Source organism: Paracoccus cavernae, from assembly GCF_042430175.1.
GTDB lineage: Bacteria > Pseudomonadota > Alphaproteobacteria > Rhodobacterales > Rhodobacteraceae > Paracoccus > Paracoccus cavernae.
The window spans coordinates 187,691-199,677 of sequence record NZ_JBHMDZ010000002.1; the positions used below are offsets into that span (position 1 = coordinate 187,691).

At 68.1% G+C, this 11,987-nt stretch carries 13 protein-coding genes; 4 read left to right on the forward strand and 9 right to left on the reverse strand.

Translation table 11 applies throughout. The features are described from left to right. Positions 1-132 precede the first annotated feature (132 nt). The 3 genes from ACFFUC_RS04540 to ACFFUC_RS04550 are packed head-to-tail and all read left to right on the forward strand — an operon-like array spanning position 133 to position 3,408. Entirely contained in the window at positions 133-2,472 is a 2,340-nt protein-coding gene (locus ACFFUC_RS04540; protein WP_377683953.1) for a molybdopterin-dependent oxidoreductase, read from the forward strand. Positions 2,473-2,511: 39 nt separating this feature from the next. Then, positions 2,512-2,970 (forward strand): GNAT family N-acetyltransferase, encoded by a 459-nt coding sequence (locus ACFFUC_RS04545; RefSeq protein ID WP_377683954.1) that lies wholly within the window; start codon positions 2,512-2,514, stop codon positions 2,968-2,970. 45 nt (positions 2,971-3,015) lie between these two features. Next, on the forward strand, positions 3,016-3,408 hold the full coding sequence (locus tag ACFFUC_RS04550; protein ID WP_377683956.1) for a rhodanese-like domain-containing protein: 393 nt from the start codon (positions 3,016-3,018) through the stop codon (positions 3,406-3,408). Here ACFFUC_RS04550 and ACFFUC_RS04555 read toward each other — a convergent pair. From ACFFUC_RS04555 to cbiE, 6 genes are all read right to left on the reverse strand, one after another. Next, complete coding sequence (locus tag ACFFUC_RS04555) at positions 3,405-4,349, reverse strand: LysR family transcriptional regulator (protein ID WP_377683958.1); 945 nt, start codon at positions 4,347-4,349, stop codon at positions 3,405-3,407. The two genes, ACFFUC_RS04550 and ACFFUC_RS04555, sit on opposite strands and share 4 nt — an antisense overlap. Before the next feature lie 108 nt (positions 4,350-4,457). Next, positions 4,458-5,192 (reverse strand): precorrin-6A synthase (deacetylating), encoded by a 735-nt coding sequence (cobF, locus tag ACFFUC_RS04560; protein WP_377683960.1) that lies wholly within the window; start codon positions 5,190-5,192, stop codon positions 4,458-4,460. Then, complete coding sequence (locus tag ACFFUC_RS04565; protein WP_377683962.1) at positions 5,189-6,502, reverse strand: cobyrinic acid a,c-diamide synthase CobB; 1,314 nt, start codon at positions 6,500-6,502, stop codon at positions 5,189-5,191. Before ACFFUC_RS04565 ends, cobF begins: the two co-directional genes overlap by 4 nt. Further along, entirely contained in the window at positions 6,499-7,290 is a 792-nt protein-coding gene (gene cobM, locus ACFFUC_RS04570) for a precorrin-4 C(11)-methyltransferase (RefSeq protein ID WP_377683964.1), read from the reverse strand. Before cobM ends, ACFFUC_RS04565 begins: the two co-directional genes overlap by 4 nt. Then, the gene (locus ACFFUC_RS04575; RefSeq protein WP_377683966.1) at positions 7,287-7,673 is read right to left on the reverse strand and encodes a cobalamin biosynthesis protein; all 387 of its coding nucleotides are present in this window, start codon (positions 7,671-7,673) and stop codon (positions 7,287-7,289) included. Before ACFFUC_RS04575 ends, cobM begins: the two co-directional genes overlap by 4 nt. Then, positions 7,655-8,824 (reverse strand): precorrin-6y C5,15-methyltransferase (decarboxylating) subunit CbiE, encoded by a 1,170-nt coding sequence (gene cbiE, locus ACFFUC_RS04580; RefSeq protein ID WP_377683968.1) that lies wholly within the window; start codon positions 8,822-8,824, stop codon positions 7,655-7,657. Before cbiE ends, ACFFUC_RS04575 begins: the two co-directional genes overlap by 19 nt. Between cbiE and ACFFUC_RS04585 the strand changes: the two genes are divergently transcribed. Next, the gene (locus ACFFUC_RS04585; RefSeq protein WP_377683970.1) at positions 8,823-9,620 is read left to right on the forward strand and encodes a cobalt-precorrin-6A reductase; all 798 of its coding nucleotides are present in this window, start codon (positions 8,823-8,825) and stop codon (positions 9,618-9,620) included. The two genes, cbiE and ACFFUC_RS04585, sit on opposite strands and share 2 nt — an antisense overlap. Here the strand turns inward: ACFFUC_RS04585 and cobJ are convergent. Genes cobJ through ACFFUC_RS04600 form a run of 3 tightly spaced genes read right to left on the reverse strand, consistent with a single transcriptional unit; the run spans position 9,590 to position 11,705 of the window. Then, positions 9,590-10,342, reverse strand: a complete 753-nt coding sequence (cobJ, locus tag ACFFUC_RS04590; RefSeq protein ID WP_377683972.1) for a precorrin-3B C(17)-methyltransferase — start codon at positions 10,340-10,342, stop codon at positions 9,590-9,592. The two genes, ACFFUC_RS04585 and cobJ, sit on opposite strands and share 31 nt — an antisense overlap. After that, a complete protein-coding gene (cobI, locus tag ACFFUC_RS04595; RefSeq protein ID WP_377683974.1) occupies positions 10,339-11,076 on the reverse strand; it encodes a precorrin-2 C(20)-methyltransferase in 738 nt (245 codons plus the stop codon). The genes cobJ and cobI overlap by 4 nt, the downstream gene beginning before the upstream one ends. Beyond that, positions 11,076-11,705 (reverse strand): precorrin-8X methylmutase, encoded by a 630-nt coding sequence (locus ACFFUC_RS04600; protein ID WP_377684158.1) that lies wholly within the window; start codon positions 11,703-11,705, stop codon positions 11,076-11,078. Before ACFFUC_RS04600 ends, cobI begins: the two co-directional genes overlap by 1 nt. Positions 11,706-11,987: the final 282 nt, after the last annotated feature.

Consider the following 11,987-nt stretch of genomic DNA (forward strand, 5'->3'; position numbering starts at 1 on the left):
TTTCATCGCGCGGAGGCCTTGACGCGGGCCGCTTGGACTGTGCGAATTCGGCGCAAGATCCGCGCGGACGATTGCCCCTTTGACGGGGCCCCGCGCGGGCGGTTTCTGACGGGTCGGGCAAGAGGGCAGGCGATGGGCAAGAGCGAAATGGACGGCGTGAAAAGGGTTCAGCATTGCAGCCATTGGGGCGCATATTCGCTGCTGGTCAAAGACGGCAAGATCATCGGGGCCGAACCTTTCTCGCGCGATCCGGCCCCCTCGTCGATCATCCATTCGGTCAAGGAATGGGGCAATCCCGAGCGCCGCATCAAACAGCCGATGGTGCGCGAGGGTTGGCTGGCCGCGCGCAAAAGCGGCGATGCCGCGCTGAACCGGAAGGGGCGCGGCTCGGACCGGTTCATCCCCGTCAGCTGGGACGAGGCCGCCGAGCTGGTTGCATCGGAAATCACCCGCGTTTCGCGCGATCACGGCAATGCCTCGATTTTTGCGGGCTCTTACGGCTGGACGAGTTGCGGGCGGTTCCATCACGCGCCGACGCTGCTCAAGCGGATGCTCAATCTGGTGGGCGGCTATACCGGCCATGTCGATACCTATTCGATCGCGGCAGGGCCGGTGATCTTGCGCCATGCTTTAGGCAGTGATGCGGCCTGTGTCGGGCGGGCGAGCACGCTGGATACGATCGCCGAACACAGCGAGACGCTGGTGGTTTTCGGCGCGCTCTCGCCCCGCACCGCGCAAAACGAGGCGGGCGGCATCGGCAGCCATATGCTGGAAACCCGCCTGAGGCGCATGAAGGAGCGCGGCATGCGCATCGTGCTGGTCTCGCCTCTGGCCGACGACATCCCCGATTGGGTCGGGGCCGACTGGTGGGCGATCCGCCCGAATACCGACACGGCTTTGATGCTGGGGCTTGCGGGCGAAATCGTCACGGCGGGACGCCATGATGCGGATTTCCTTGCCCGCTATACCAGCGGTTCGGGCGATTATCTGGCCTATCTGCGCGGGCAGGAAGACGGCCAGCGCAAGGATGCCGATTGGGCGGCAGGGATCACCGGCCTTGATGCGGCGGCGATCCGTGCGCTTGCGCGCCAGCTGGTCGAGACCCGCTCGATGCTCAGCGTCAGTTGGAGCCTCCAGCGCGCGCAATATGGCGAGCAGCCCTATTGGGCGGCGCTGGGGCTGGCTGCGGTCATCGGCCAGATCGGGCTTGAGGGCGGCGGGGTGGGCTACGGCTATGCCTCGCTCGGCGGGGTCGGCGCGGGGATCAACAGCGGCCGCTCGCCCGCGATCACGGCGGGCGCGGATGTCATCGACAGCTTCATTCCGGTGGCGCGGATCAGCGATCTGCTGCTCAACCCCGGTGCGGAATTTACCTATGAGGGCGCAGTTCGGCACTATCCCGATACGCGGCTGGTCTATTGGGCGGGGGGCAATCCCTTCCACCATCACCAAGACCTCAACCGCCTGAACGAGGCATGGACGCGCCCCGAGACCATCATCGTGCAGGATCCGATGTTCACCGCCACCGCGCAGCGTGCCGATATCGTGCTGCCGGCCTCGACCTCGGTCGAGCGCAACGATCTGGCGGGCAACCGGCGCATGGATGTGATCCTTGCCATGCAGCAGGCGATCGAACCGTTGGGCGAGGCACGTTCGGATTACGCGATTTTCGACCTGATCGCGGGCAAGCTGGGCGTCGGCCCCGCCTTCAACGAGGGCCGTAACGAGATGGGCTGGCTGCGCCATCTGTACGAGGGCACGCGGCAAGACAGCAAGGCGCGGTTCGGGGTCGATCTGCCCGAATTCGACGCCTTTTGGCAGGCCGGTTTCGCCGAGGTGCCGGTGACGGACGATCATGTCTATCTCGCCGATTTCCGCGCCGATCCCGAGGGCGCGGCCTTGGCCACCGAAAGCGGGCGTATCGTTCTGGGCAGCGCGACTTTGGCGCGGCTGGCCTATGACGATTGCCCGAGCCATCCCGCGTGGATCGCGCCCGACGAATGGCTGGGCGCGGCGCGTCACGACGACGAATTCCACCTGATGTCGAACCAGCCGGCGGGCCGCCTGCACAGCCAGCTGGAAACCGGCCCCGCCAGCATGGCCGACAAGCGCAACGGCCGCGAGCAAGTCTCGATCCATCCCGAGGACGCTTTGCGGCTTGGTCTGACCGACGGCCATATCGCGCGTCTCTGGAACGGGCGCGGGGCCTGTCTGGCGACGGTGCGCACCAGCGCCTCGGTGCGGCAGGGGGTTCTGGTCCTGCCGACCGGCGCATGGTTCGCGCCTTCGGGGAATTCGGGGCTGGATCTGTCGGGCAACCCCAATGTGTTGACGCCCGATATCCCGACCTCGCGCTTTGGTCAGGGCTGCGCGGCGCATACCTGCCTTGTGCGGATCGAGCATTACGGCGAAAGCGCGCCCGATGCGATGGAACACACCCGCGCGACCCTTGCCGGACTGGCGGCGGAATAGGGGCGACGCTTCGCCCGTTAGGCCCCCAAGGACGATACCATGACGATCAAGATCCGCCCCGCCACCACCGACGATATTGCCGGCATTTTCCATGTCCGCACCCATGTGCGCGAAAACCACATGAGCCGCGACGAGCTGACCCGCGCCGGTATTACCGAAGCGGCCGTCGCGGGGATGATCGCTTCGCAGCCCTGCGCTTGGGTCGCGGTCACGGGCGATGCGGTCACGGGCGATGCGGTCATGGGCTTTTCGATGGTCGATCTGGACGAGGGCTCGCTTTTCGCGGCCTTCGTTCTGCCCGAAAGCGAGGGGCAGGGGATCGGGCGCGAACTGGTCCTTCTGGCCGAGGATGCCCTTTTCGCGCGCCATCCCGCCGCATGGCTTGAAACCGGCGCGGCAACGCGGGCGGCGGGGTTTTACCGCGCGCTTGGCTGGGGCAACGAGCAAGACATCGGCGGCGGCGACATCCGCTTGGAGAAGCGCCGCCCTAAGGGTTAGGCTGGGACCGACAGGAAGCCAAGCCGGACGGAACAGGAGGGCGCGATGGTCAAAGGCTATCAGGAGATGCTGGACGAGGCGGATCGGGTCGTGCATTCGCTGCTCCCCGACGAGATCGTCAACCGGCTCGATGACGACGATCTCGTCATGGTCGACATCCGCGACCCGCGCGAGCTGGAACGCGAAGGCGTGATCGCGGGGGCCTTTCATGCGCCGCGCGGGATGCTCGAATTCTGGATCGATCCCGAAAGTCCCTATCACAAGCCGCGTTTCGCCGAGGGCAAGACCTATGTCTTCTACTGCGCCTCGGGCTGGCGTTCGTTGCTGGCGGTAAAGCTCGCGCAGGAGATGGGGCTGGACGCGCGCAGCCTGAAGGGCGGCATTTCTGGCTGGAAGGCCGCCGGCCATCCGGTCGAGAGCCGCGAAGCCAAGGGTTAGGGCGACGCCAAGGGCTGGGGCGAAGCCAAGGGCTGGGCCGCGGCCTCTTCGCCGAAGGGGGCGGCCTTGCGCGTCGTTTCCCAGACGCGGTCGAGAAAGCCGCGTGCGCGTTCGAGATTGCGGTAAAGCCGGATTTCCATCTCGAAGCTCTCGCCCATGCGCACAAGGCGGCCGAGCGCCAGATCATCCGCGATCAGCGATTGCGGCAGCCATGCCATGCCCAAACCCTGCCGCGCCATCGCACGCAGGGCCTCGGCCATGGAGTTCTCGTTGATATGGCTCAGATAGGTCGGAACGGATTTCTGCTGGCCGTGGGCGATCTTTGCCAGAAGCCCGAGAAACGAGCCGCGCGAATATTGCAAAAGCGGCAGGGCCGCGCCGTTTTCGGCCAAGGCGTCGCGCAGAGCGGGGGTGGCGACGGGGACGAGATGGTCGGTCCCGATCGTCAGATAGGGGTAGGCCTGCTCCGACAGGTTGATCGGCACCTGCGCGTGATAGAAGGTCATGAAGAAATCATAGCCGCCATCGGTCAGCGCATGGAGGCAGGTGTTGAAATTGTCGGGCAGCACCTTGCTGGTGAAAGGACCGAGAGCGTCCTGCAGCACCGAGATCCAGCGCGGCAGCACCGATTGCGCGATCGTGTGCAACGCCGTGATCGAGAGGCTCTGGACCCGCCCGCCGCCTTTCGTACCGTGGAAGCTCTCGCGCGCGGCATTGAGCGCGCCGACGACCTCTTCGGCGGTTTCAAGGAATTGCTTGCCCTCGGGCGTCAGGGCCACCGGATAGACGCTGCGGTCCAGAAGGTCGCGGCCGAGCCAGATTTCCAGCGCACGGATGCGGCGGCTGAAGGCGGGCTGGGTGACGTTTCGCTCTTCGGCCGAGCGCGAAAAGCTGCGCGTGGTCGCAAGCGACAGAAAGTCCTCGAGCCATTTCAGTTCCATGCGAGCGCGCTCCGGCTGGTCTCGCCAAGGCTAAAGAAGAACGCGCGGCAGGAAAACGGGAAATCGGGGCGGGCCATGGCTTGCACCGCCCCGATCTGCTCGCGCGCCTTAGCCCCGCCGCAAGAGGTAGAGGTCCATGATCCAGCCATGTCTTTGGCGCAAAGCCGCGCGGGTCGCCGCCAGATCGCCGCGGATGTCGCCCAGCCTGCCCGCCATCAGCGCCTGTTCCTCCATGCCGAGATAGGCTCCCCACCAGATCCGGCAATCATCGTGCAGGCCCGCCAGCGTCGAGCCGTCATCGAGAAAGACCGCAAGTGTGGCCGCCCCTTCGGGCCAGCCCCGCTCGCGCAGGACCCGCGCGGGCAGGATCGCCACGCTTTCGCCCAGATCGTTGAGCGGCACCCGATGCGCCGCCGTCAGCATCGAGAGCGAGGTCACGCCGGGGATGACGCGGATCTCGGGCGCGGGCGAGAGCCGCGCGGCGATGCGCAGGCTGCTGTCGTAAAGCGCGGGGTCGCCCCAGACCAGAAGCGCCACATGCGCGGGCGCGCCTGCTTGCGCGATTGCCCCCGCCCAAAGTCGCGCGATCTCGTCATGCCAGTCGTTGACACCGGCGCGGTAGCCATTGTCCTTGCGCCGCGCGGGCATCGCAATGCGGCGGATTTCGACGGATGGATTGGTCAGATGACGCGCCAGAATATCCTCGCGCAGATGGGCCAAAGCGGCCTTTTCCGTACCTTTGTCGGGCAGCAGGATCAGATCGGCGCCGTTCATTGCCGCGATGGCCTCGAGCGTGAGATGCTGCGGATTACCGCAGCCGATCCCGATAAGCGTGAGCTTCATGGTTTCTCCTCGGCGATGAGGTGAAAGAAGCTGCCGGTGACATTGCCGCGCCGCGAGCCGCTCTGCGCGACCTCGGTGCCGGTCGCATCGACCACGCGGGCCAGCGGTGGATCGGGCTGGGCCGTGATCGAGGAGTAATGGAACTCGTGCCCGCGCAGCCGCGCGCCTGTGGGCAGCGCCCCGACCGGCGCGGCCAGAGTCGCGAGCCGGTAGCCGAGGTTCAGCTTGCGCTTGGCGAAAGAGGTTTCGAGGCCCAAGAGCCCCGCCATCTCGTGCCTGATGCCGTCCTTGTCGGTCAGCGAGCGGCCCAATACCATATAGCCGCCGCATTCGCCGTGAACGGGACGGCTTTGCGCAAAGGTGCGCAATCCCGCGAGGAACCGGCCGGCCGAGGCGATTTTGGCGGCGTGAAGCTCGGGGTAGCCGCCCGGCAGCCAGACCAGATCGGAGGCGGGGTCGGGGGCCTCGTCGGCAAGGGGCGAGAAGGGCACAAGCTCGGCCCCCTGATCGCGCCAGAGCTGCACGAGATGGGGATAGAGAAAGCTGAAGGCCAGATCCCGCGCCACCGCGATCCTTTGGGCGGGCGGCGCCATCCGCGTGCCCAGAGCCAAGACCTTGCTGCCCGACGCATTCGCCGCGCCCCGCAGCGCATCGAGATCGACATGACCGGCCAGCATGGCCGCATAATCGCGGATCGCCGCCTCGAGCGAAGGATGCTCGGCTGCCTGAACCAGCCCCAGATGTCGCTCGGCCAGAGTCAGATCGGCGCGGCGCGGCAGGCAGCCGAAAACCGTGATTCCCGCTTGCGCCATCGCATGGCGCAGCAGGCTTTCGTGGCGCGGCGAGTTCACGCGGTTGAGGATCACCCCCGCAAAGGGCAAGCCCGTTTCCAGCGTCGCGAAGCCAAGCGCCGTTGCCGCCGCAGATTGTGCCTGACCCGAGGCGTCGATCACCAGCACCACCGGCCAGCCCATGCGCCGCGCGATGCTGGCGCTCGAGCCGTTGGAATAGGCTCCGGCGGCGATCACCCCGTCGTAAAGCCCCATAGAGCCCTCGGCGATGACCAGATCCGCGCCGCGCGCCGAGAGGCTCAGGGCGTCGAGCATCGCCCCCTCCATCGCCCAGCCGTCGAGGTTGAGGCTCTCGCGTCCCGAAGCCGCGCGGTGAAAGGCGGGGTCGATGTAGTCGGGGCCGCATTTGAAGGGCTGCACCGTCAGGCCGCGGTCGCGAAAGGCCCGCAGGAGGCCCAGGATCACCGTGGTCTTGCCGGTGCCGGAGGCGGGGGCGGCGATCAACAGGCCCGCGGTCATGCCGTGCCCTCGGGGAAACGCGGCTCGGCGCCGTTGGGACGGAAGCGGCGGTCGTAATCGCCGGCGTAAAGGCGGCTTTCGAGAAAGTCTTCGGGCTCGGCCGCAAGGGTTTCGCCGACAAGGATCAGCGCGGTCCGCTCGGCCCCCGAGGCGGCTATCGCGGCAAGATCGGCGAGTGTGCCGCGCGCGATCTGCTGGTCGGGCCAGCTCGCGCGCCAGACCACGGCCACCGGACAATCCGCGCCGTAATGGGGCAAAAGGCGTGACTGCACCTCGGCCGCGACATGGATCGAAAGGTGGATCGCAAGGGTGGCGCGGCTTTGGGCAAAGGTTTCGAGCCGCTCGGTCTCGGGCATGGCGGTAGCGCGGCCCGACACCCGCGTCAGGATCACCGATTGGGCGCGGCCGGGCAGTGTCAGCTCGACCCCGAGCGCGGCCGAGGCCGCCGCAAAGGACGGAACGCCCGGCGTCACATCATAGGGGATCGCCAGCGCACGCAGACGGCGCAGCTGTTCGCCCATGGCCGACCAGACCGACAGGTCCCCCGAGTGAAGCCGCGCAATATCATGGCCTTGCGCATGGGAATCCCTGATTTCCGCGATGATCTCGTCCAGCGACATCGGCGCGGTGTTGATGATGCGCGCGCCTTGCGGACAATGGTCGAGCACCTCGGACGGGATCAGGGAACCCGCGTAAAGGCAGACCGGCGAAGCGGCGATCAGACGCGCGGCGCGCAGGGTCAGAAGATCGGGCGCGCCGGGGCCTGCGCCGATGAAATGGACGGTCATAGGGGCTTCCTTTCGGCGAAAGCGATGGTGGCGCGGCCGTTCGGGCAGACGAGGCGCGGGCCGAGAAGACGGGCGCCGGTTCCGGCGGCGACCAGCGCGCAAGCCTCGGCCAGAGAGCCGGTGGCGAAGCGTGCGATCTGGTCGGGCGAGCGGGTCGGGGTCGGGATGCCGGCAATTGCCTGCCCCGCGATCGGGGTCAGCGGCAGAGCGGTTTTGTCGCACAATTCGCGCAAAGCGGCGTGGCCCGCCTTGTCCGAAAGCGTGGCGAGCCCCGCGACGGGGGCGGGGGCCAAGGCGAGCAGCGCCTCGAGATCGGCAAGGCAGGCACCGGCGCGCAAACCGATCCCAGCGATCAGCCGCGCGCTCATAATGTCGTCACCCATTGCGTGACGGGGCGGGCGCTTTTCCAGCCGCGCATCGGCCCGAGAGGCTGCACCTCGGAGAGATCGAAGCGCATCAGCCTCCCGCCCTTGGCCGCGAGCGCGATCAGCAGGGCCTCGGTCTCGAGGGTGACGGCATTGACCACCAGCCGCGCGCCTTCGGCATGGCGGCAAAGCGCCTCGAAGAGGGGCTGCGAAAAGCCGCCGCCGACGAAAACCGCATCGGCGCGCGGCAGGTCTCCGATACGGCCGAGATGGTCGCCCTGCGTCAGGCTCATCCGCGCGCCAAGCCCGAAAGCGGCGATATTCGCGGCGATATTGGCGGCGCGGTCGGCACGGGTCTCGACGGCGGTGGCGCGGCCGCCCAGACGGCACCATTCGATCGCGACCGAGCCGCTGCCCGCCCCGAGATCCCAGAGCATCTCGTTTTCGCGCGGAGCAAGCGCGGCCAGGGTCACGGCGCGAATGGCCGCTTTGGTGATCTGGCCGTCATGGGCATAGCTCGTCTCGGGGCGACCGGCGGCCCGCGAAAGACCGCCCCCCGCCATGACCGCGACTGCCACCGCGACCGGCGCGGCAAAGCTGTCGCCGGCGCGATAGGGCAGGATGCGCTGATGCGGCCCGCCCAGCCGTTCGAGCACGGTGATCTCGGCGGTGATCTCCCATGCAGCCAGCTGGCGGGCGAGCTGATGGGGCGCTTGCGCATCGCGCATCAAGAGGATCAGCCGCGCATCGGGCACAAGATCTTCGCGGATGGTTTGCGCGGGCGCGGCGTGGAGCGCGCGGCACAGGCAATCCTCGAGCGGCCAGCCGAGCGCATTGGCTGCCAGCGCGAAGGTCGAGGGCGCGGGCAGGCTGAGCCATTCGCCCTTGGGCAGCGCCTGCGCCAAAGCGCGGCCCGCGCCGAAATGGAACGGATCGCCCGAGGCCAGCACCACGCTCGGGCGGCCGCGTTCGGCCAGAACCGGCGCGATCGAAAAGGGCAGGGGCCATGCCCGCCCCCGGGCACCCGCGCCGACGAGTTCGAGGTGACGCGGGCCGCCGAAAATGGTACTGGCCTCGTCGAGCGCGCGGCGGGCGCGGGGCGAAAGCCCCTCGATCCCGTCTTCCTGCAAGCCGATGATTGTAAGCCAAGCCTTGGCGGGAGCATCCATGTCACGCATCCTTCTTCTGGGCGGCACCACCGAGGCGGGCGCTTTGGCGCAGGCCTTGGCGGGCGCGGGGATCGCGGCGGTCTATTCCTATGCCGGAGCGGTTGCCGCGCCGCGCAGCCAGCCTCTTCCGGTGCGCGTGGGGGGCTTCGGCGGCATCGCGGGGCTTTGTGCCTATTGCCGCGCGGAAGGGATCGGCGCGATCATCGATGCGACCCATCCTTTCGCCGCGCAGATGAGCAATCACGCGGTCGCCGCGGCAGCTGCGCTCGGCCTGCCGCTGGCCGCGCTGGAGCGCCCGCCTTGGCAGCCGGTTGCGGGCGACCGCTGGATCGGGGTCGCCTCGATGGCCGAGGCAGCGCAGCATCTGGTCGGGAGGCGCGTCTTTCTGGGGATCGGACGCAACGAGCTGGCGGCCTTCGGCGGGGGGGACGGCGCACAGGCCGGCAGCGGTCCGCGCGCGCGCCGCTTTCTCTTGCGGCTGGTCGATCCGCCGCAAAGCCCCCCTTTGGCCAATGCCGATTGGGTGGTGGCGCGCGGCCCCTTCACGCTCGCGGGCGATCTCGCGCTTTTGCGTGCCCATGACATCACCTGCATCGTCAGCAAAAATGCGGGCGGCAGCGGCGCTTATGCCAAGATCGAGGCGGCCCGCGCCTTGTCCCTGCCGGTGGTCATGGTCGCGCGTCCGCAGATCGCGCCGCGCCTGAGCTTTGCGACCGTGGCCGGCGTGATGGGCTGGCTGGCGCAGGGGGCGGCTTTGGGCGCGGCTCATAATGCGGGCCAGCTGCGCGGCGTATAAACCCAGTCGCGCCCCTTGCCCGCAATGCGGCGCGTCTCGGGATTTCCGACCAGAACGACGGTGCGCATATCGGCCATCGTGTCGCGGGCTTCGGCCAATGTCGTTACGGTGATCTCTTCTTGGGGTGTCGAGACGGCGCGGGCGAAGATCACGATGCGTTCGGGCTCGCAGGTCTCGCGCAGAACGTCGAGGGCGCGGGCAAAGCCGTCGGGGCGCGATGCCGAGCGTGGGTTGTAAAAGCCCATGGCAAAGCCGCCCAAAGCGGCATGACGGATGCGGTGGCGAATGGTCTCGGCGGGCTTGAGATTGTCCGACAGGTTGATCGCGCAGAAATCATGGCCCAAAGGTGCGCCGATCCGCGCTGCCGCCGCCAGCATGGCGGTGATGCCGGGGATGACCGCGATCTCGGGATGGGTTTGGGGGGCGAGATCCTCGAGCACCTCGAAAACCGCCGCGGCCATCGCGAAAACCCCCGGATCCCCCGAGGAGACCACAACCACGCGCCCGCCCGCCTGCGCCAGAGCGATCGCATGGCGGGCGCGGTCCAGTTCCTCGCGGTTGTCGCTTTCATGCAGCCTCAGACCCGCGCGGGGCGCAAGGCGGCGCAGATAGGGGATATAGCCCAAAGCATCGGTTGCCTGCGCCAAAGCCGCATCGGCTTCGGGGACGATCAGCCCTTCGGCGCCGGGACCGGTCCCGAGGATGGTCAATGTCCCGCTCACGACCGCACCTCGCGCATCGGGCGGCGGCCGTTGCCGTGGAGAATGACGGTCGCGAAATAGGGGCATTCTTCGGGGCCTGCCTCGGTCAGGGGCAGGACGCGCTGTCCCTCCATCGTGCCCTTGATGCACAGCCATGCGTCCTCCAGCCGGCCCGCGCGGCTCAGGGCCGCCCGCAACCGCGGCAGGTTGCGCCCGATCTTCATGATCACGGCGGCATCGCTATCGGCGAGGCGGCGGGCCAGCTCGGCCTCGGGGAGCGTCGCAGGCAGGACGGTCAGCACATCGTCGCCCCAGGTCACGGGCAGGCCGGTCGCGGTCCAGCAACCCGACATGCCGGTGATGCCGGGGATGATCTCGATCGGCACGCGGTCCTGCAGGCGGGCGTGCAAGTGCATGAAGGAGCCGTAAAAGAAGGGGTCGCCCTCGCAGAGCACGACGACATCCTGCGCGGCGGCAAGCGCGGCCAGCCTGTCGGCCCAGAGGTCGTAGAAATCGGCCAGCAGCGCGCGGTATTCCGGCGAGGCAAAGGGCAGCTCGGTCGTGACGGGATATTCCATCGCATGTTCGGCGGCCTCGGGGTGAAGCATCCCCTCGACGATCATGCGCGCCATGCCCTTGCGGCCGGGTTTGCGGAAATAGGCGATCTGGCGGGCATTCCCGATCGCGCGGGCGCTGCGCAGGCTCATGAGGTCCTGTGCGCCGGGGCCGAGCCCCGCACAGATGATGCGGCCCATCACTCTTTCTCCGAGGCGAGCGCGTTCACCGCGGCAACCGTCACCGCCGATCCGCCCAGCCTGCCGGTGACCACAAGGGCGGGGACGGGCGGGGCGGCAATCAGCGCGGCTTTGGATTCGGCGGCACCGACAAATCCGACCGGACAGCCGATGATCGCGGCGGGGCGCGGGCAATCGGGATCGGTCAGCATGTTCAGCAGATGGAAAAGCGCGGTCGGCGCATTGCCGATCGCCACCACCGCGCCCGCGAGATGGGGCCGCCACAATTCGAGCGCCGCCGCCGAGCGCGTATTGCCCATTGCTGCCGCCATCGCCGGAACGCGGGGGTCGTTCAACGTGCAGATGACCGCATTCTCCGCCGGAAGCCGCGCCCGCGTGATCCCTTCGGAGACCATGCGCGCATCGCAAAGCACCGGTGCGCCCGCCTTGAGCGCCGCCGCTGCCGCCGCGCCGAAACCGGGGGTGAAGGCGATCTCGCGCTCGATCCCGACCAGCCCTGAAGCATGGATCATGCGCACCGCGGCGCGTTCCTCGATCGGGGGAAAACGCGCCAGATCGGCCTCGGCGCGGATGATCGCGAAGGATTGGTCATAGATCGTCTGACCGTTGGTTTCATAGCTGTGGAGCATGGTATTATCCGCTGGGGGAAAGGGTAAAAGGACGGGGGGCGCGGGGTCGGAGGTCGCGAATGCGAAGCCCGCAGGGCTGGCGGTCAGAACCAGGCCGGCCCTTTTGCCGCCACCCGCACAATGTTTGGCGCAGCCCGAGACAAGGAGGCTCTCCCCGCGCCCGAGCGTCGCCGCCAGCCGTCGGGCCAGCCCCCGCGTCGGTGCATGGGCCTGCGCACAGGCGGGCGCGCCGACACAGGCCTGAACGCGGGCCAGCGGCGCGTCGGGGGTAGAGATCAGCGC